Source organism: Cryobacterium sp. RTC2.1 (assembly GCF_035018685.1).
Taxonomy (GTDB): domain Bacteria; phylum Actinomycetota; class Actinomycetes; order Actinomycetales; family Microbacteriaceae; genus Cryobacterium; species Cryobacterium glucosi.
Genome location: NZ_JASJXJ010000071.1, coordinates 1 through 18,213, shown reverse-complemented (window position 1 = coordinate 18,213; position 18,213 = coordinate 1). Strand labels below are relative to the sequence as shown.

The 18,213-nt window shown below is 67.6% G+C and carries 17 protein-coding genes; 3 read left to right on the top strand and 14 right to left on the bottom strand.

What is annotated here, in order from left to right; genetic code table 11:
- Positions 1-250: 250 nt before the first annotated feature.
- From QN357_RS10490 to QN357_RS10475, 4 genes are all read right to left on the bottom strand, one after another.
- Positions 251-1,636, bottom strand: coding sequence for an NtaA/DmoA family FMN-dependent monooxygenase (locus QN357_RS10490; RefSeq protein WP_322140754.1), 1,386 nt, complete (start codon positions 1,634-1,636; stop codon positions 251-253).
- Positions 1,636-2,940 carry an LLM class flavin-dependent oxidoreductase gene (locus tag QN357_RS10485; RefSeq protein ID WP_134561316.1) on the bottom strand — a complete coding sequence of 435 codons (1,305 nt, stop codon included), beginning with the start codon at positions 2,938-2,940 and terminating at the stop codon, positions 1,636-1,638. Before QN357_RS10485 ends, QN357_RS10490 begins: the two co-directional genes overlap by 1 nt.
- A 127-nt stretch (positions 2,941-3,067) precedes the next feature.
- A complete protein-coding gene (locus tag QN357_RS10480) occupies positions 3,068-3,397 on the bottom strand; it encodes an SHOCT domain-containing protein (protein ID WP_134561317.1) in 330 nt (109 codons plus the stop codon).
- 48 nt (positions 3,398-3,445) lie between these two features.
- Positions 3,446-3,709: a hypothetical protein gene (locus tag QN357_RS10475; protein WP_134450261.1), complete on the bottom strand. Its 264-nt coding sequence runs from the start codon at positions 3,707-3,709 to the stop codon at positions 3,446-3,448.
- A 228-nt stretch (positions 3,710-3,937) separates the two neighbouring features.
- On the opposite strand from QN357_RS10475, the gene QN357_RS10470 reads away from it, so the two are divergent.
- On the top strand, positions 3,938-4,321 hold the full coding sequence (locus QN357_RS10470; RefSeq protein ID WP_134450260.1) for an SHOCT domain-containing protein: 384 nt from the start codon (positions 3,938-3,940) through the stop codon (positions 4,319-4,321).
- Between the two features lie 58 nt (positions 4,322-4,379).
- Positions 4,380-5,339: a 1-phosphofructokinase family hexose kinase gene (locus tag QN357_RS10465; RefSeq protein ID WP_134450259.1), complete on the top strand. Its 960-nt coding sequence runs from the start codon at positions 4,380-4,382 to the stop codon at positions 5,337-5,339.
- Positions 5,340-5,360: 21 nt separating this feature from the next.
- On the opposite strand, the gene QN357_RS10460 is transcribed toward QN357_RS10465, so the two are convergent.
- From QN357_RS10460 to QN357_RS10430, 7 genes are all read right to left on the bottom strand, one after another.
- Entirely contained in the window at positions 5,361-5,612 is a 252-nt protein-coding gene (locus QN357_RS10460; RefSeq protein WP_134450258.1) for a hypothetical protein, read from the bottom strand.
- On the bottom strand, positions 5,605-8,997 hold the full coding sequence (locus QN357_RS10455; RefSeq protein WP_322136064.1) for an ATP-binding protein: 3,393 nt from the start codon (positions 8,995-8,997) through the stop codon (positions 5,605-5,607). Before QN357_RS10455 ends, QN357_RS10460 begins: the two co-directional genes overlap by 8 nt.
- Positions 8,994-9,800, bottom strand: coding sequence for a DUF4194 domain-containing protein (locus QN357_RS10450; RefSeq protein ID WP_134558507.1), 807 nt, complete (start codon positions 9,798-9,800; stop codon positions 8,994-8,996). Before QN357_RS10450 ends, QN357_RS10455 begins: the two co-directional genes overlap by 4 nt.
- Positions 9,793-11,295, bottom strand: a complete 1,503-nt coding sequence (locus QN357_RS10445; RefSeq protein WP_166787438.1) for a DUF3375 domain-containing protein — start codon at positions 11,293-11,295, stop codon at positions 9,793-9,795. The genes QN357_RS10450 and QN357_RS10445 overlap by 8 nt, the downstream gene beginning before the upstream one ends.
- Before the next feature lie 116 nt (positions 11,296-11,411).
- Positions 11,412-12,707 (bottom strand): MFS transporter, encoded by a 1,296-nt coding sequence (locus tag QN357_RS10440; RefSeq protein WP_370294748.1) that lies wholly within the window; start codon positions 12,705-12,707, stop codon positions 11,412-11,414.
- A 149-nt stretch (positions 12,708-12,856) separates the two neighbouring features.
- A complete protein-coding gene (locus QN357_RS10435) occupies positions 12,857-13,162 on the bottom strand; it encodes a hypothetical protein (RefSeq protein WP_134450254.1) in 306 nt (101 codons plus the stop codon).
- A gap of 165 nt (positions 13,163-13,327) precedes the next feature.
- Positions 13,328-14,326: an LLM class flavin-dependent oxidoreductase gene (locus tag QN357_RS10430; RefSeq protein WP_322140753.1), complete on the bottom strand. Its 999-nt coding sequence runs from the start codon at positions 14,324-14,326 to the stop codon at positions 13,328-13,330.
- Between the two features lie 60 nt (positions 14,327-14,386).
- Between QN357_RS10430 and QN357_RS10425 the strand changes: the two genes are divergently transcribed.
- A complete protein-coding gene (locus QN357_RS10425) occupies positions 14,387-15,031 on the top strand; it encodes a YitT family protein (protein WP_134450252.1) in 645 nt (214 codons plus the stop codon).
- A gap of 68 nt (positions 15,032-15,099) precedes the next feature.
- Here QN357_RS10425 and QN357_RS10420 read toward each other — a convergent pair whose 3' ends face one another.
- From QN357_RS10420 to QN357_RS10410, 3 genes are all read right to left on the bottom strand, one after another.
- Positions 15,100-15,723, bottom strand: coding sequence for a sugar O-acetyltransferase (locus QN357_RS10420; protein WP_322136066.1), 624 nt, complete (start codon positions 15,721-15,723; stop codon positions 15,100-15,102).
- A gap of 72 nt (positions 15,724-15,795) precedes the next feature.
- Complete coding sequence (locus tag QN357_RS10415) at positions 15,796-17,484, bottom strand: long-chain-fatty-acid--CoA ligase (RefSeq protein ID WP_322136067.1); 1,689 nt, start codon at positions 17,482-17,484, stop codon at positions 15,796-15,798.
- Positions 17,485-17,548: 64 nt separating this feature from the next.
- On the bottom strand, positions 17,549-18,213 hold a 665-nt coding region (locus QN357_RS10410; RefSeq protein WP_323504868.1), incomplete at its 5' end, for an ATP-binding protein.

The following is an 18,213-nucleotide window of genomic DNA, read 5'->3' as shown; positions in this document are numbered from 1 at the left end:
CTGGGGATCGGAAGCTCCTGCCATACCCCGATTCTACCCCGAATCGAACACGAATGCGAGACTTACTCACATAATTTTGGGCCTTTCAGCCCAACTTTCATACCTGAGAACGAGTGCTCCGACCCCGTGGTGGCTAACTCAGGAGATCCGCCCGGGCGAGCAGCACCGGCCCGCGGACCAGTGCTGCCGATCCCGCCCGGCCCAAACAATCTCCTGAATTTGCAACCACCGCTGCCCGAATCTCCTGGGGCTACTGAGTGAGGCCCAGCGTCTCGCGCAGGGTCGCGCCGGCTTCATACTCGGTGCGGTAGACGCCGCGCTCCTGAAGCTCCGGGATGACCCGGTCGACGAACTCGTCGAGGCCCGTCGGATTCGTGTGGCCGACGATGACGAAGCCGTCTGAAGCTTCCTCCTGAACGTGCCGGTTGATCTGCTCGGCGACGTGCACCGGCGTGCCGACGAAGGTGTGCTTCGCGGCGAAGCGGATGACCAGGTCGCGGATGCTCAGCCCTTCGGCCTCAGCAAGGCCGCGCCAGGACTTCGCGACCGCAACCGGGTCCGCGACATGGCGCACCCGGCCGCGGGTGACGCCCTCGTCGGCGAGGACGGGGTCGGTCTCCGGCAGTGGGCCATCCGGGTCGTAGCCGCCCAGGTCGGTGCCCCAGAGCTGCTCGAGGAACGAGATCGCGGTCTGCGGGCTCACCTGCAGGAGCGCTACTTCGCGGGAGCGTTCCCGCGCTTCGGCCGCGGTGTCGCCGAGGATGAAGGTCGCCGCCGGCAGAATCTTGAGGGAGTCGGGGTGGCGGCCGACGGCCGGAAGGCGGCCCTTCACATCGCGGAAGAACCGCTGGCCGTCCTCGAATTCGGAGTGCAGGGAGAAGATCACTTCCGCGTTCGCCGACGCGAAATCACGGCCGTCGGCAGAGTCTCCGGCCTGCACGATCACCGGGTGGCCCTGTGGGCTGCGCGGGAGGGTACCGAAGCCCTTCACGTCGAACTGCTGGCCGTGGTGGTCGACCGCCGTGAGCGCATCGGCGGAGAGGAACTCCCCCGTGTCCTTGTTCGCGGCGAGGGCCCCGGGCGCCCAGCCATCCCACAGTGCGCGCGCGACGGCGACGAACTCCTCGGCGCGCACGTAGCGGTCCTTCGGGTCGAGGAAGCCGCCGCGACGGAAGTTCTCGCCGTGGAAGGCGTCGGAGGTCGTGACGATGTTCCAGCCGGCCCGCCCCCCGCTCAGCAGGTCGAGACTCGCGAGCTGCCTGGCGAGTTCGTACGGTTCGTTGAAGGTCGAGCTGAGGGTGCCGACGAGGCCGATGTGTTCGGTCACGGCGGCGATCCCGGCCAGGATCGCGAGGGTGTTGGGTCGACCCACGACGTCGAGGTCATGGATGAGCCCCTTCTGTTCCCGCAGCCTGAGCCCCTCGGCGAGGAAGAGGAAGTCGAACTTGCCGCGCTCGGCATTCTGCGCGAAGTGCCGGAAGGAGGAGAACGCGATCTGGCTCTCGGCCTTGCCGTCGCTCCAGACCGAGGTGTTGTTCACCCCGGGGAAGTGCGCGGCGAGGTGCACCTGCCGAATCGGACGCCCGGCGGGATCCTGGGCGATCGGGTGGACGGTCGTGCTGGCGGTCGTGGTCATCAGCGGATGCTTCCGGTCAGGTCGAGTTCGAAGGTGGAGTCTGCGGCGGGGTCGCCTTCGGTGTCTGCCGTAGCGGTGCCGCGAGCGTCGGCGTCGGCAGGGGTCGCGTAGCGGCTCTCCGGGCGACCGAATCCGAGCCGGGCGCGGAGCGTGGCCACCCCGTCGGGCCGGTCGAGGACACCCGCGGAACGCAGTAGCGGAACGACGCTCTCGGTGATCGCCGAGAGGTCTTCCGGAAGCCGTGCCGGGCGCAGCCGAACGCCGTCGATGCCGAGCTTGTGCCAGTGCAGGAGCTGGGTGGCGACGGCTTCGGCGGTGTCGGCGAGGATGAGCGTGTCGGAGGTCCAGGGTTCCCCGTGGGTGGCGTTGAGCCGGGCAAGGGTCGCCTGGGCCGCATCCGCCGTCTCCGCGATCAGGACCGAGATCTCGGTCCAGACCCGCAGGGGTTCGTCTGCCCCGCGCGACACGTCGTGGGCCGCCGTCTCGAGCTGCCCAAGGATGGCCTCGAGGTGCGCGTCGTCGTGCGGGGTAACGCCGACGATGTCGGCGCCGGCCACGGCGAGTTCGTACGGGACCTTCTGGTGGGCGAGCGCGTAGACGAGCGGCTGGCCCTGCGGCGGGCGCGGGGTGATCGAGGGCCCCTTGACGGTGAACCGGTCGCCCTCGAAGTCGATGTAGTGCAGCTTGTCGCGGTCGACGAACCGGCCCGTCTCCACATCGCGGATCACGGCGTCGTCCTCCCAGCTGTCCCAGAGCCGCCGGGCGACCTCGACGGTGTCGCGCGCCTCGCCGAAGAGGTCCTCGATCAGGGCGGTCTGGGCCGGGTCTGCGCCCAGGACGACGAGGGCTGGGTCGAGGGCGGGCAGCGTGCGGCGTCCGACGTGCGCGGCCTCATGGGCACGCCCGGAGACCTGCACGCGCCAGCCGGCCCGGCCTTCGCTCACGTAGTCGAGGGTCTGCACCCCCGTTGCCACGTGGAACGGTTCCGTGTGCGTCGTGGTGATCGTCGGCACGAGGCCGATCGTGCTCGTGTGCGGCGCAATCGATGTCGCGAGCAGAAGCGCGTCGAGTCGACCGCGCACCTCGTCGCGGCGGGGGTCGATTCCGCCGAAGCCCGAGCTCTGGAGGCCGAAGGAATCCTCGATCGTGACCAGGTCGATGCCGGCAGCCTCGGCGGCACGCACGAGGGCGACCCAGTAGTCGAGGTGGAACAGGTCTGCGGGGCGGGCGTCCGGCTCGCGCCAGGCCGACGGGTGCCAGCCGGCGCCGTCGAGTGCGATTCCCAGGTACAGCGACGATGTCATCGGGAGTGTCCTTTTCTCTGCGCGAGACACGGTCGTCTGCGCGGACACCCACGATATGCACGGCACTGTTCCGCCAGGCCGCAGGCAGGTCACACAAAGTCATGCGTGAAACCTGCGGTAACAATTGTCAGATGCCGAGGAGTTTTGCCTTCGCCGCCGAGAACTCCGCGTCGGTGATCACGCCGGCCGTCTTGAGGGTCGCGAGCCGTTCGATCTGGGCGGACAGGCTGTCGTCGGCGGCGACTGCCGGTTGCGGCGCCTGCGCATACTCCTGCGGTGGTGGAGCGTACTGCGGCTGTTGCGGTTGTTGCTGGACAGCCTGCTGGTCGGCTGCGGATTGGGCCCTGGCCTGTTGCCGACGGCTCACTCCGCCGGAAACTGCGGTCGCCGTGCCTGCGATGACCGCGGTGCGTGCCATCGTCCCCATCAGCCCGGGTCGCCCACCTCGACGCATCATGGTGTTCCTTTCGTCGTGTTCCGAAATGTGTTGCGTGGCCTGTTGGGGTCAGTCGGTGTCGGCCCCGGGTTCTTCCAGCGCCATCAGCACCTCGTCCACGACGGATTCGGGTACGTGCACGTCTTCGAGAAGGACTCCTCCGGAGTCCAGGATCGCATCGCGCAGCGGCCTGAACCAGGTGTGTTCGAAGACCAGGATGGCCGCCGAGCTGTTGTTCTCGAGGTCCGTCGACAGCTCGTCAACATCGTCGTCGGAGAGTCGGCACGGTCTCTCCTCGCTCGTCGTCACGACCTCGTCGTCGAGACGCTCCATCAGGACACTGGGGACACTAATCCGGTCCGATGCGGGCATCAAGGTGCCCGCGAAAGGAGACCTTTCCGGCGGACTCTGGTCGCGCTATGGTCGGGCTGCCGGCGAGATAGCCCGGCACTGGAGCGGATCTCGTGCTCGGTTCGCCCTGCCTGTTCCACCCGGCCTGGAACCGCAAGAACCCCTGGCATCGCAAGGACACAGAAGAGCACCTGAGGCAAGGAGCAGTTCATGTTTGCGAATTTCTGGGACGTCGTGTGGTTCTTCTTTTGGAGTTTCGCGTTCATCGCGTATCTCATGGTGTTGTTCTCGATCGTCGGCGACATTTTCCGGGATCACAAGCTCACCGGTTTGGCCAAGGCCGTCTGGCTGATCTTCCTCGTTTTCGTTCCCTTCCTGACGGCCCTGGTCTACCTGATCGCCCGCGGCCCGGACATGGCAAGACGACAGGCGGAACGCGTGCAGCAGGCGCAGGCATATACGGATGACTACGTGAGGTCCGTCGCCTCGTCCGCCAGCCCCTCCGCGGAAATCGCGAAGGCGAAAGAACTCTTCGACAGCGGCTCGATCACGGCCACGGAGTTCGAGGCGCTCAAGGCCAAGGCGCTCAGGTAGCGCGCTGCGAAGGGCGTGAGCCTCCAGCGCTTCCGGTAGCGGCTTCTAGACTGGGCAGATGGACGCCTCGAGCCTCGTGAATGCACCACCGATTTTGACCCTCACCATTAATCCCGCCCTCGACGTCAGCACCTCGACGGCCCATGTGACCGGGGAGCACAAGCTCCGGTGCGGGAGCACGCGCATCGACCCGGGGGGCGGCGGCGTGAACGTGGCCAGGGTCATCCGTCGCCTCGGCGGCACCGCTCTGTCCCTGTATGCGGCAGGCGGGCCAACGGGAGAGGCCTATCGCCAGCTCATCGCAGCGGAAGGACTCCCCACCGTTCTGGTGCCGATCAAGGAAAGCACGCGCCAGAGCTTCACCGTCGACGAAACCGATACCGGCAAGCAGTTCCGCTTCGTGCTCCAGGGACCCGAGTTGTCCGAGGCCGAGTGGACCACGTGCCTCGACACCCTCGCCGCGTCGATGCCCCGCGGCGGATATGTCATCGCGAGCGGCAGCCTGCCCCCGGGAGTCCCCGACGACTTCTACGCACGGGTCGCCCGCCTGGCCAGAACCAATGGAGCGCGGTGCATCGTGGATGCCTCCGGTCCGGCCCTCAGCGGAGCGCTCGCGGAAGGGGTCTTCCTGGTCAAGCCCAGCCTCCGCGAACTCGAGGCTCACGCCGGCGTGAAGCTCGAGACTCCGGAGAGCCAGGCGGAGGCCGCGTCGGCGCTCGTCGCCAGCGGCGCAGCAGAGTACGTGGCGCTCACCCTCGGCGGAGAGGGCGCCCTGCTTGCATCGAAGACCGGGGTCATCCGCTCTGAGGTTCCGAAGGTGACCGTGATCAGCACCGTCGGGGCCGGCGACAGCTTTCTCGGCGCCTTCGTGCTGCGCCTCGCCCAGGGCAGAACCGTCGAGGAGGCCTTCCGTGCGGGAGTCGCCGCCGGGAGTGCAACGGCCTCGACACCCGCAACCGAACTGTGCCACCGCGAGGACGTCGAACGACTCGAGGCCGAGCTCGCCGCGCGGGCCTGAGCCGGCGCGGCGGCAGACGGCCTACGCGAAGAAGATCGGGTCGAACTCGCGGAGAGTGTTGCCGTTCTTGGGTGCTTCCGTGAGGAACACGTTGAAGCCGTAGGGCAACGGCGCGTCGTCGTCGTCGATGAACCACAGGTCGGTGACGCGGTAGGCCACGCCACCGGTGTAGATCCCGTCGCCGATTTCCGGAAGAGTGTCGCCATCGGCGATCTCGAGGAATTCCTTGTTCGGCAGCACATAGGTGGTCGGTACAGTCTGTTCTTCATCCATGGTTCGAGCTTACCGGGACCGGATTTGGGGACGACAGCGGGGTGATGTACGAGTAGCCGGTGCTGGTGTTCTTGGTCATCGAGAGCACGAGTTCCATGTGCGGTTCGAGGGCGGTGACCTTGTCGAGCGGCGACCCCACGATGAGCTGGAAGCCGAGTCCCTTCCACGCGGCCACAGCACGGCCGGCGAACTCGGAGTCCGATTTCACGAAACCCTCGTCGAGGAAGACCGGTGCGAACCGCGGGCGGGTGCGGCTCTCGTCGCCGAGCTGGAAGCGCAGCGCGGCCCCGACGACGAACGCCACGAGTTCCTGGGACTCTCCACCGCTCTTGCCGCCGAGCGAGGAGTATGTGCTCACCTCGACGCCGTCGGGCGTCGACCGTACCGCGGTGATCTCCACGTGCTTGCGCACGTCGAGGAGCAGGTCCCGCTGCGACTCCGTGCGCGTCCCTGGTTCCGGCCGGCGAATCTGGGCCATGAAATTGTGGAGACGGGTGAACCGGGCCTCGGTTTCCTCGTCGGTGAAGTCCTCGGTCGCTCCGGACGCGAGGACCTTGAGCTCCTTGCGGAACGCGGTGGCGTCGTCGCGGTGCAGGCGGCGCAGTGCGATCTTCAGTCGATCGCGGCCGGCCCCGAACGGCAGGGTTGCAAGGATCTCGTTGATCGGTCTGAGCCGGTCCTCGATCTCCTCGATGGCAGTGTTGAACGCCGCGGTGAGAGGCACGAGGTCTTGTCCGCTCCACGCCGACAGCCGTCGCTTCCATTCCTGGCGCCGCTCGTGCAGGCCGAGCGTGTAGACGGCGTCGAGGATGTCCCGGTAGCTCGTGTACGACTCGAGCGAGGTGCCGATGTTCGGGTCTGGCCACCTGCCCTGGAACGTCTCGAAGATGCGGACCAGTGAATCCCGGGCGCTCGTGGCGTTCTCCCTGTCGTGCGCGGACTGCTCGGTGAGGCGCTCGCGCAGCCGTCGGACGCCGCCCTCGAGTGCGGCGAGGTCGCCCTGGTCTCCGACGAGGGCGAACTGGTCGGTCAGGTGCGCGAAGTGCTCCTCGGAGAGGGTGGCCGCCTGGTCACGTTCGATCCGGTCGAGCATGCCGGAGACGGCGTCCTGACGGTCGACGATCCGCGCCTGTTCGGCGGCAAGACGCTCGGCGGTCCCATCGGCCGCGTGTTTGAGCTTCTGGGCGGCCTCGAGTTCGGAGGAGAAGCGTCCTTCCTCGGCTTTGAGGGCGCGGAGGATGTCGCTGCCCGCGAGGACGCGCTCCGATTCGGCTTCCTTCTCGGCGATCCTGGCCTCGGCGCCGGCCACATCGATCGACAGCCAGGTGGTGTCCACGACGTACTGGTGGGCGCTTCGCCTGCTGCGGAGGTCGGCGATGCGGTTCCCCACTTCGGCGGCGTCACGGGAGAGTGCCTCGGCCGCGCCGGCCAGTTCGGCGCGTTCGGCCACGATCTCGGCGAGTCGACCGGCGTTCGAGAAGCCGACGATCGGCGCCTGGCCCTTGTTCCAGCCGTGTGCCCCGCGCTTGCCGTTTCGGGTCTGGCCGCTCGGGGTGACCCGCGGGCCGTCGCCGGCCAGGTCGGTGGCCTCGGCCACGCAGAGCGCGTCGAGGCTCGGTGCGCTGACCCGGTCCTGGACCCAGCCGCTGAAGGGTGAATCCTGATAGACGAGCTTGCCGGACACGTAGCGGGGGTCGCCGGTACGAGGTCGGTGCGCCCGGAGTGCGACGCCCTCGAAGTGGATGCGCACCGGGATCTGAATCGGTTCGATGGCCGCGCTGAGGGCGCGCAACCGCGTCTCGTCGACGAGCATGACGCGCACGACGGACGACAGGGTGACTTCGGCGGCCTGGCGCCAGGATTCCTCGCCGGCGGCGAGGTCGACGAGTTCGGCGACGAAGGGCAACTCGTCCGCGGGGATCCCCGCGGCCTCCGCGATCATCACCCGGGCATTGTGCAGGTGCTGGGGAATCAGGTTCTCGCGGCCCGCGAGGAAGTCGTGCTCCTGGCCCAGGGTCCTGAGCTGTTCCTCGACGGGGAAGGCGTTCCGTTGCAGGGTCGTGCGCTCGGCCTCGAGGTCACGCTCGGCCCCGGAAAACCCGGCGAGGAAGCGTTCCGCGTCGTTCTGCGCGAGGGTGAATTCGGCCGGCGAGACGATCGCCGGGGCGAGGACGGCGGTGCGGTCGTCGAACTTCGCACGCTCAGCCGCTACGTCGTCGCGCTGGTCCCGGAGCTGGCCGATCTCGTTCTGCAGGCTGACGAGGACGTCGCCGCCGTTGTCACGCTGCTGGTGCTGCACCTCGGCGACGCGGGACTTGAGCTCGGTCTCGGCGTTCCTGGCCCGGGTGAGCTCGACCTGGTTGTCCCGGCGGCCGATGCGATTGGTGTCTGCGGCACCCTCGAGCAGTCCCTGCTCGGTGAGGAGCTGCCAGAGCACGAACGGGGTGTCGCCGGTGCGATGGACCCCGAAGGTGTCGATCAGGTCGGCCTTCTCCGCAGCTGTCTCGTACTCCCGGTGCAGGTCGGGAATTCGTTCGAGGACCTTCGCCTTCTGGGCCTCGGTCAGCATGGCCCCGTAGGACCTCTCGAGGTCCTCGAAATGATCGACGGCCTTGTCTGCCGCCGCATAGGTGGCCGGCTCTTCGAGGACCATCGACTTGTAGAGCCCGTCGACCGTCTTGACCTGCTGTCCGGCCTGGATCCGCGCGAGGAGCCGCAGCGCCTTGCCGCCCTCGCCGTTGGCGCCGATTCCGAGCCGGGTGTAGAGGGTCTGGGCGAATGCCGCGTAGGTGTCGAAGACATCCAGTTCGGGGAACCGGGTCCGGAGCGCCCGCTTGTCGAAGCGCGCCTCGGTGACGTCGGCGAGGTCACGCAGGTCGAGGAGGCCGTCCTGGGTGGCCATCTTCATGGTGATGTCGGCGAATTTGGTCGCGCCCCGTGGCACGAAATAGGCGCGCAGCACCGTGAACCGGCGGCCGTTGTCGTCGACGAAGGTCATCGCGACCGCGCCCCAGGTCGCGTCGTGCGCGCCGCGGAGGACCTGGTCCTGCATCTCCCCTGTGCCGGCCTCACGGTTGGAGTCGGTCTTGCCCCTGAGGTAGGTCATCAGGTTGCGCTGGTCGAGGCTCCGTGCCCTGCCGGACCCCGCGTCGTTGGACGCACCGTTGAACGGTGTGTCCGAGGGCATCATCAGCGCGAGGTAGGCGTCGAGGAGGCTGCTCTTGCCGGTTCCGGATGCCCCGGAGAGCAGGGTCGCCGAGGGGGCGAAGGTGATCTCGTGGTGGCCCTGGAAGCCGCCCCAGTTGACCATCTGGAACAGTTCGGCGCGCCACTGCGTCGTGCCCTCAGTGGATCCGTCGATGTAGAAGAGTGGGGAATCGCTCATGAGATCGCCTCCAGTTCGGGGTCGCGGTCGCCCGGATCAAGCGCACCCTTGTCGGGGAGCCCGGGTGCGGGCACGACCGCGGCGGGCGCACCGGCTGCGTTCTGCTCGACGAGCCATTCGTGCAGTTCGGCGAGCCGTTCGAGCGGAAGCAGAACTTCGATCACGGCCGAGATGCGGAATCGGTCCGGATCGCTCGTCTTGAGCAGCACCCGCGCCTTGGCGAGGCTGTCGACGGCGGCGCTCGCCTTGCGGGCGTCGCCGTACCGGTCCATCGAGAACTCGGGGCGGAAGTGCGCCACATTCTCCACGAGATTGTCGCGGTCGACGAGCACGATGTCCTGGCCGTTTGCGCGTTCGCTGCGGAACCGCTGGCGCAGCAGCACGAGCAGGATCGTTTCCTCGCGCGTGTATGCGACGTCGTGCAGAAGGGTCGGGAACCGGTCTCCCGCCTCCGAGACGGCCTGCCGTTTGAACGCGACCTGGTAGTGCAGGTCGATGTGCAGGTCGAGGAACATGTCGTTGAGGCGCGACTTGAGCAGCCGCTGCGAGTCGAGCAGGGTGCGCCATTCCGCGGGCTGAAGCGCTGCTGACACGTAGCGGTGCTTCATCAGGAGCACCAGGGTGCGGCGCTGTTCCACGGTGAGGCCGCCCTCGTCGCCCTCGAAGAGGGAGAAGCTCGCGGGCTCGTCGTCGATGGCGGCGTCGATCCCTGCGCCGGCGTCACCGTCCAGGCCGTCGTCGTCGCGGTCGAGGTCGTCGCGGCCGTCCTGGTCGTCCTGGTCGTCTGTCCACTCGTCAGTCATGATCGGATCCATAGTTCAGGGCGGCCAGGGCCGCCGTTTCGTCGTCGTTCAGGATGATGCGGGGAACCGAGAAGGTGCGCCGGCTGCCGTCGGGCCGGACGGTCTCGAAGCTCTCGACCTGGTGCGCGCGGCCGAGCGCGTCGACCTGGGTCGCGATCTGCAGCATGCCGAGAATCTCGACCGGGCGCCGCAACGCCGGTTCGAGGCCGTTGAACGCCGCACCGACGGATGCCGCGTCTCCCGTTCCGCGGAACGTCACGAGGGCGTCACGCATCCGTTCGAGCATCGGGCCGCCCTGCCTGCGCATCTCGTCGAGGCTCGGCGGTTCGGGGGCGTACTCGGACACGTCCTCGAGGTCCGGCGGCGGCCTGTGGTTCAGCGGATCGTAGAACCGTTCGCGGAGGTGCTCGACGTCGAGAATGCCGGGCATGAGTTCTGCCGTGACCGTCGACCGGGGTCCGGCGGTCTCCATCCAGACCGCGAGTTCCTTGTTGATCTCCCGCAGGAGGCGCTCGAGTTCGCGGTCCTTGACGACGTCGTGGTTCACAATGTGCTCGCGGAGAGTGGTCGTGAGGCCGTTCCGCTGGGTCAGCACGTCGTCGATGCCTTTGCGGATCAGCCCGACGGTGCCGAGGAAGGTGCGTCGCTCCGCGGTGGTCAGCCGGGCGGCGAAGGGATGGTCGAGGATCGCCTCGAGGTCGTTCTTGACGTCGGAGAGGAGTGCGTCGTCGCGCAGCAGAGTGAAGGCGCCCTCGAAGGCGCGACCTTCCGCGGTCGCCGACATCAGGGCATCGGTCTTGGCGAGGTATTCGTCGAGGACCTCGCCGATGGGGCGTTCCTCGCCGCGGAAGTCGCTCACGATCTGGCGGTGCATGGCCGCGACGGATTCCTCGACGCGTTTGAAGTCGCTCGGCAGCTGCATGATCAGGTCGACGAGGTTCGCGTAGCCTTCGTGCATCTGTTCGTCGGTCGCGGTGGCGATCTCGCCGCCGCCCTGGAGTCGGTCGCGCTCCGCGGTCTTCTCGGCGATCTCCTGGTCGAGACGGCGGATCCGCGCTTCCCGGTCGGGGGTGGCCTGGGTGGCGCGGTGGCGGACGCTGTCGACGATGGTCGTGAGGCGGGACTCGCTGATCAGGGCGCGGTCCTGGGAGAGGCTGTCGACGAGGAGGAGTGCCTCGAGGGCGTGCGAGGTGAGGGAGTACTGCTCCTCACCGCCCTCCCCGGTCTCGCGGTAGAGCCAGAGGTCATTCATCCACTGGACGCAGAGGGCGCGGCCGTTCTTGCCCGGCACCTCGCTCCCGACGGACCGGAGGTCGGCGAGGTAGGCGTCGACCTGCGAGTGCAGGCGGTCGGCCTGAACGCTCCGCCGGTCACGGCTGAACGCCGACTTGAAGACGGCGAGGACAAACGGCGCCCACTTGCGATCGAGCAAGCGCAGGGTGGGTTTGTCGAAGGCTTCGCGCACGCGCGCCAGTTCACCCGCAATTTCGCTCACAGTGGTAGTTCCCTTCCCGGACCCCTTCAACCGTAACGGGCGCGAGATTCGATTCTGTCCAGGGTCCGGTCGCACGGGCTGGCGCTGGGCAGGAACGGGACGGGCACGGGGGCCGGTCAGGAGCTTAGGTTCGAGCCGCCCCAGTGCTCTCCCGGGCGCCCGCGTCGGCGGAGGCGCACCGTCAGGTGCAGCTCGTTCCGGTGCGCGAGGATCAGGGCGATGACCACCGCGGCGAGCGCGGGCACGAGGCCGGACACGAGCATCCCGGTGTCCGGGCCGAAGGACTCGACGATCCAGCCCATCAGGGGTCCTCCGATTGCCTGGCCGCCGAGCAGCACGAGCACCCAGACCGACATGACCCGCCCGCGCACCCGCACGTTGGACGACATCTGCACGAGTGGGTTGCCCGCGGTGAAGAAGAACTGGTTCGCGATGCCCGTGACGATGAGGGCGGCCCCGAAGCTGATCTCGGTGGGCATCAGGCCGGAACTCGCCTGGATCAGGGCCCAGACTCCGCCGCTGACGATGACCGTCCGCAAGCGGATGTTGGCCCGACGTGTCGAGGCAAGCGCACCCGCGACCGCGCCGACGGCGATCAGGGTGTTGAACAGGCCGTAGCCGCCTGCGCCCACCTTGTAGACGTGGTCGGCGTATGCGGCCAGGAGCACGGGCATGTTGAGGGAGAAGACGGAGAGGAAGGCGAGCATCACGATCGGCCAGAGGATGGTCGGCTTCGAGACGACATAGCGCAGGCCCTCGATGAGCTGCCCCTTCTGCCGCGGAGCCGTCGGGGTGCGGTACAGCGCGGAGGCGTCGAGCCTGGTCAGGGCGAGGACGGTCAGCAGGCACGCGGCGGCGTTGATGCCGAAGGACCAGCCGGACCCGACCGCGACGATCAGGGCACCGCTGATGGCCGGCCCGATCAGCGCGCCGAGCTGGAAGACCGTCGAGTTCACCGTGATCGCGTTGCGGAGGTAGCGCGGGCCGACGATCTCGTTCACGAAGACCTGACGGGTGGGGTTGTCGATCACGGTGACGAGCCCGACCAGGAAGGCGATCGCCCAGACCTGCCAGACCTGCACGGTGTTGGTGAGGGTGAGCACCGCGAGGACAGCGCTGAGCAGGGCGGCCGCTGACTGGGTGAGCATGAGCAGCATCCGCTTCGAATAACGGTCGACGATCACGCCGCCGAAGAGGCCGAAGGCGAGCATCGGAGCGAACTGCATCGTGACGGTCACCCCGACGGCCGCGACGCTGCCGGTCAGTTGCAGCACGAGCCAGTCCTGGGCGATGCGCTGCATCCAGGTGCCGGTCATGGCCACCGCGTTGGACGCCGTGAACAGGCGGAAGTTCGGAACGCTCAGGGAGTCGAGGGTCTGGCGCCACGGGCGGGGGCCTTCGTTCACCGGAATGGGAGTGGTGGGCGGGAAAAGATCCGCGGGTGAAGTCAAGAAATGCCCTGCGTCTACCCACGATCGAAAATCGATCGGGTCTGCTCCACGCTACGCTCCCCAGCGACGCCCGCGCTCCACGACCGGTCGCGCCCGCGCCGAATGCACGGTCAGGCGGGGAGCAGCCCGCTTGCGTCGACGAGGAGAGCCGCCGCCTTGTCCCAGAGCAGGGAGTGTCCGCGTTCACACGCCCCGTCGAGCTGGGTGCCGCTGAGCGCGCGGAACAACGGCTCGTCCCGGCGGATGAAGCCGATCACCTGGTCGCGGAACCGGATCTCCTGCAGGCTGTCATCCTCGCACCGCACGACGACGAGGCGAATCGTCCTGATCGCGTCGTCCCGGGAAATCAGGCGAAGCGACAGGGAGGCGACAGCTGGCGTGCGGCGGCGGGTGGTTTGGACTGCGGGGTGCGACATCGGATCTCCGGCTCTCACGACGGTCGGCCGGGGCTACCGGTGACCCCGGGCAGCTCATGGAACCTCTCGACTCGTGGCTGACATTAACGCCACCGCCTGCCGGAATCGGATAGTCCCCTTTTAGGAGGACCCTCCCATGCGAAGAATCCAAGGCGCCGGGATCGGTCAGACGGTCACGCCGTTCATGGCTCCGGCGGTCAGCTCGACCGAGCGCAGCCGAGCCTCGATGTCCCGCGAGGCGTGCGCGATGATCAGTTCGTCGGCGTGGGTCGAGGCGACGAAGTCGTCGAGGAAGACCCGCACGTCTGCGGGATCGCCGACGGCCGAGTAGCGCATCATATTCGCGATCTGACGCCCTTCCGCAGTGATGAGGAAGGCGTCGACCTGCTGGTCGGTGTACTCCGGCGACGCCGGACCGCGCGTGAGCATGCCGCGCACCCGGTTCCGCCGGGTCTCCTCGAACTGTCGGACGGCATCCGCCCGGTCGTCTGCGGCGATCACGTTCACACCGACGATCACGTGCGGCTCGGCGAGCTGCGCCGAGGGCCTGAAGTCGCGCCGGTACAGGGCGATGGCCTCGTGCAGGGCGTCCGGCGCGAAGTGGGAGGCGAAGGCGTACGGCAGGCCGAGCGCCGCGGCCAGGCCTGCTCCGAAGAGCGAGGAGCCGAGGATGTAGAGCGGCACGTTGGTGCCGGCACCGGGGATGGCCTGCACCCCCGGCACGATTGACTCGCCGCGCAGGTAGGCCTGGAGCTCCATCACGTCCTGGGGGAACTGGTCGGAGGCGCGGGGGTCGCGACGCATCGCCCGCGCGGTGGTCTGGTCGCTGCCCGGGGCGCGGCCGAGGCCCAGGTCGATCCGCCGAGGGTAGAGCTCGGCGAGGGTGCCGAACTGTTCGGCGATGGTGAGCGGAGAGTGGTTGGGCAGCATCACGCCGCCGGAGCCGAGCCGGATGGTCGACGTCTGGCCCGCGACATGGCCGACGAGGACGCTCGTGGCCGAGGACGCGATCGTCGGCATGTTGTGGTGTTCGGCGTACCAGACACGGGTATAGCCGTGCTTCTCGGCGGTCTGCGCAAGGCGGACGCTTCCCGCGAAGCTCTCCCTGGCAGTCTGCCCGGGTGCAATCGGAGCGAGGTCAAGAATGGACAGGGCAACAGTCATACCGTGGACAACCACGCACGGGTGCGAAACGTTACCCGTGCCATCGTGCAGACTTGCATAATGCCGAAATCTCCCCTGGCCGTCGAGCCCAGAACACTCAACACGGATGTCGCGCCGCGCCATTCGGCGGTCGAGGACGTTCTCGGAATCCTCACCGGCACCCTCCTCGCGTCGTTCGGGCTGTTCCTGCTCAAGGCGAGCGCGGCGGTGACCGGCGGCACGGCGGGACTCGCGCTCCTGCTGAGCTACGCGGCTCCCGTGCCGTTCGGTGTGTTCTTCTTCGCGATCAACGTGCCGTTCTTCGCCCTCGCTCTCTGGAAGAAGGGCTGGAACTTCACGCTGCGCACCGTCATCGCGGTCGCGCTCGTCTCCGCGTTCTCGTCCCTGCACCCGTACGCCCTCGGGATCGAGCACCTCAATCCGGTCTACGGCGTGTTGTTCGGCAACCTCGTGATCGGGGTGGGGCTGATCGTGTTGTTCCGCCACAAGGCCAGCCTGGGTGGGTTCAACATCCTCGCCCTGCTCCTGCAGGAGCGCCTCGGCTGGCGTGCCGGGTATGTGCAGATGGTGTTCGACGTGACCGTCGTCGTCGCCGCGATCACGGTCGTCGCACCGCTGAACGTCGCCCTCTCGGCGGCGGGCGCGATCGTGCTCAACCTCGTGCTCGCGCTCAACCACCGGCCGGGACGCTACCTCGGCACCTGAGCCGCGGCATCCGCTGCGGGCGGTCTCGGGCTTGCCGGGCCACTCGGGCCACTCGGCGAGGCGCGGCTCTATTCGCCTTCGCCCGTGGCCTGCTCCGGCTCGCCGATCGTGCGCACGACCCTGGCCGGGTTGCCGACGGCGATGACCCCGGCCGGCACGTCCTTGGTCACGACGGACCCGGCACCGATCACGCTGCCGTCACCGATCGTGACCCCGGGGCATACGACGACGTTGCCGCCGAGCCAGACGTCGTTGCCGATGTGGATCGGCAGAACGCGCTCGTAGCCCGCGCGGCGCTCGTCGACGTCGAGAGCGTGGATCGGCGTGTAGAGGCGGGCGCTCGGCCCGATCAGCACGTTGTTCCCGATCGTGATCTCGCCGCCGCCCAGGGTGAGGAAGTCCCCGTTGATGAAGGTGTCCCTGCCGATGTGCAGGCGGGATCCGTAGTCGAGGTACATCGGCGGCCGGAAGTCGAGGTTCTCCCCCGCCGTGCCGAGCATGCCCGTCAGCAGCGCGTATGCGGCCTCCCTGTCCTCGTCGTAGAGGGCCGTGATCCGACGGCAGGTGCGCTGGGTGCTGTTCGTCATTTCGGCGAGCTCGGGGCCGGACCGGTAGCGGTACCAGTCCCCCGCGACCATCTTGTCGAATTCGGAGCGGTCGGGATCGGGGGTCGGTCGTTCGGTGAGGTCCACGTGGACAATCCTAAACCGCATCCCGGGTATTTGTTTGTGATAACAACAAACGGGTGGCGGGTACGATCCGCCTCAGAGCAGCGGCAGCACCTGCTCGCGCACCTGCCTGCGCAGGATCTTGCCGAGCATCGACCGCGGCATGTCGTCGATCTGCACGATGCGGCGCGGGATCTTGTATGCGGCGAGCAGTTCACGGCAGTGCGCGCGCAGGGCCTCCTGGTCGAGCGTCGCGCCGGGCTCGAGCTCCACGGCTGCGACGACCATCTCCCCGCCGCGCTCGAGCGGCTTGCCGAAGACCGCGGCGTCCTTTATGGACGCGTGCAGCCGCAGCGCCGTCTCCACCTCGGTGGGTGAGACGTTGAACCCGCCGGTGATGACGAGCTCCTTGGCCCGGTCGACGATTGTCGTGAAGCCGTCGGCGTCCACGGTGACGATATCGCCGGTGCGCAGCCAGCCGCCCGGCAAGAGCGCCTTCTTGGTTTCGTCCGGGTTGTTCCAGTACCCCTGAAAGACCTGAGGACCCTTGAGTAACAGCTCCCCCGGCTGCCCCTGGGCTACTTCGATGCTCGGGTCGTCGAGATCGACGACCTTCATCAGGGTCGAGGGGAACGGCACCCCGATAGTTCCGGGACGGCGGGTGGAGTAGAACGGGTTGCCGAGGGCGACCGGGGAGGATTCGGTCATCCCATAGCCCTCGACAAGAAGGCCGCCGGAGACCGATTCCCAGAGCTCGACGACGTGCGCGGGCAGGTTCATAGCGCCGGAGATGCAGTATTTGCAGGAGCGCAGCGAGACGCCCTGTTCCTGCGCGGCCCGGGCGGTGCGCTCGTAGATGGGCGGAACGGCGCAGTAGACGGTCGCGGGCGACTTCTTCATCGCGGCGAGGATCAGCCCGGGCTCGAACTTCGGGAACAGCACGAGCAGCGCCTGCTTGCGGATGCCGTAAGTCAGGTAGAGCGTCATGCCGAAGGCGTGGAACATCGGCAGGATCGCGTAGAAGATCTCCTTGCGATACTCGGCTCCGTGCATCCACGCCTCGCCCTGGAGCGCGTTCGAATACAGGTTGAAGTGGGTGAGCATCGCACCCTTGGGACGGCCCGTGGTGCCGGAGGTGTACTGGATGGCGGCAAGGTCGTCGACCGACGGATGCGGGTGCTCCGGGTCGATGCGACCGTGCGTGAGTAGTTCCTTCCAGGCGATCGTGCCGGGCGCGGAACCAGTGAGGGCCTCGCGGGACTCCCGCAGGCTCTTGACCGGCAGGTACAGGGCCAGGCGCTTGATCGTCGGGAACGCCATCAGCAGGTTGACAGAGACGATGTGGTCGATCTCGATGTCGGCAGGGAAGGCGCGGATCGCCGCGACCGTCTTGTCCCAGGCGATCACGATGCGGGCCTGGTGGTCCTCGAACTGGTGGCGGAGTTCCCGCGAGGTGTAGAGCGGGTTGTGCTCGACCACGACCGCGCCGAGGCGCAGCACCGCGTAGAACGCGACGACGTGCTGGGGGCAGTTCGGCAGCAGGAGCGCGACCCGGTCTCCGGCGCGGACGCCGAGGTGCCGGAGGCCCTCCGCCGCGCGGTCGATCTGCTCACCGAGCTCGGTGTAGGTCGTCCGCCGTCCGAAGAACTCGAGGGCCGGGTGGCTGCCTGCCTCGGCGACGGACCGTTCGAGCATGGCGACGAGCGACTCCGTCGGAAGGTCGATTTCGGCAGGAACCCCCGGTTGGTAGTTCTTTACCCAGGGCTGTTGCTCAGTGTTGGCCATGCTCCCATCCTCCCGCGAACGGCTCCCCGGCCGCGCGCGACACGGCACACCCCGCCTTTGGTCGCTAGAGCCTCGCCATCTCGGCGTCGATGCCCTCGATCACCCGATCGAATTCGGTGGTGTCGATCCCGTCGCCGTTGTTGTTGAACGCCACGTGGTGGGCCGACTTCCAGGCGCAGTCCACGGATTGCGCCTTGGCCCAGAATGCGTCCCAGTTGTGCAACTTCCACTCGTCGCGGTGATAGCCCCGATTGATGAGCCTTTGCCGCATCTCTTCACCGTCCACGTGCACGTGAACGACGATCTTCTCGGCCTCTGGCCAGTAATACCTCGCATGCACTTCGGTGAGGAAGTCTTCGTTCGAAAAGTACTTGCCGAACGGCGCGTCGAGGACCACCGAGTTCCCTAGGGCCAGGTTGTCGCGGCAGAGCTTGAGGATCGTCTCGTACTCCAGCGGCATGATGACCGTCTGGTAGTACTCGTTGTTGTCTCGCTCGTTCTTGTCGAATCCACGCAATTCCAGCAGGAGCTCGGTGAAACCGGTTGTCGCGGTGTCCTTGTCGATGTACGCCGCGTGGTTCTGTCGGGCGATGAATTTGCTCACGCTCGATTTGCCGGAGCCTGCGGGTCCGACGACAAAGAATACTTTGGGCTTCATGGTCTGCAACTGTCTCTTCTTCAGTGAATTGATGTGCTCATCGGCCTGGATTGTGGGGCCCGGCGCTTGGC

Coding starts and splice junctions, on each gene's coding strand:
- QN357_RS10475 (WP_134450261.1), bottom strand. CDS start 3,709: ATGGAGCGTCTCGACGACGAGGTCGTGACGACGAGCGAGGAGAGACCG.
- QN357_RS10465 (WP_134450259.1), top strand. CDS start 4,380: ATGGACGCCTCGAGCCTCGTGAATGCACCACCGATTTTGACCCTCACC.
- QN357_RS10450 (WP_134558507.1), bottom strand. CDS start 9,800: ATGACTGACGAGTGGACAGACGACCAGGACGACCAGGACGGCCGCGAC.
- QN357_RS10455 (WP_322136064.1), bottom strand. CDS start 8,997: ATGAGCGATTCCCCACTCTTCTACATCGACGGATCCACTGAGGGCACG.
- QN357_RS10435 (WP_134450254.1), bottom strand. CDS start 13,162: ATGTCGCACCCCGCAGTCCAAACCACCCGCCGCCGCACGCCAGCTGTC.
- QN357_RS10425 (WP_134450252.1), top strand. CDS start 14,387: ATGCCGAAATCTCCCCTGGCCGTCGAGCCCAGAACACTCAACACGGAT.
- QN357_RS10470 (WP_134450260.1), top strand. CDS start 3,938: ATGTTTGCGAATTTCTGGGACGTCGTGTGGTTCTTCTTTTGGAGTTTC.
- QN357_RS10460 (WP_134450258.1), bottom strand. CDS start 5,612: ATGGATGAAGAACAGACTGTACCGACCACCTATGTGCTGCCGAACAAG.
- QN357_RS10490 (WP_322140754.1), bottom strand. CDS start 1,636: ATGACCACGACCGCCAGCACGACCGTCCACCCGATCGCCCAGGATCCC.
- QN357_RS10480 (WP_134561317.1), bottom strand. CDS start 3,397: ATGATGCGTCGAGGTGGGCGACCCGGGCTGATGGGGACGATGGCACGC.
- QN357_RS10485 (WP_134561316.1), bottom strand. CDS start 2,940: ATGACATCGTCGCTGTACCTGGGAATCGCACTCGACGGCGCCGGCTGG.
- QN357_RS10430 (WP_322140753.1), bottom strand. CDS start 14,326: ATGACTGTTGCCCTGTCCATTCTTGACCTCGCTCCGATTGCACCCGGG.
- QN357_RS10415 (WP_322136067.1), bottom strand. CDS start 17,484: ATGGCCAACACTGAGCAACAGCCCTGGGTAAAGAACTACCAACCGGGG.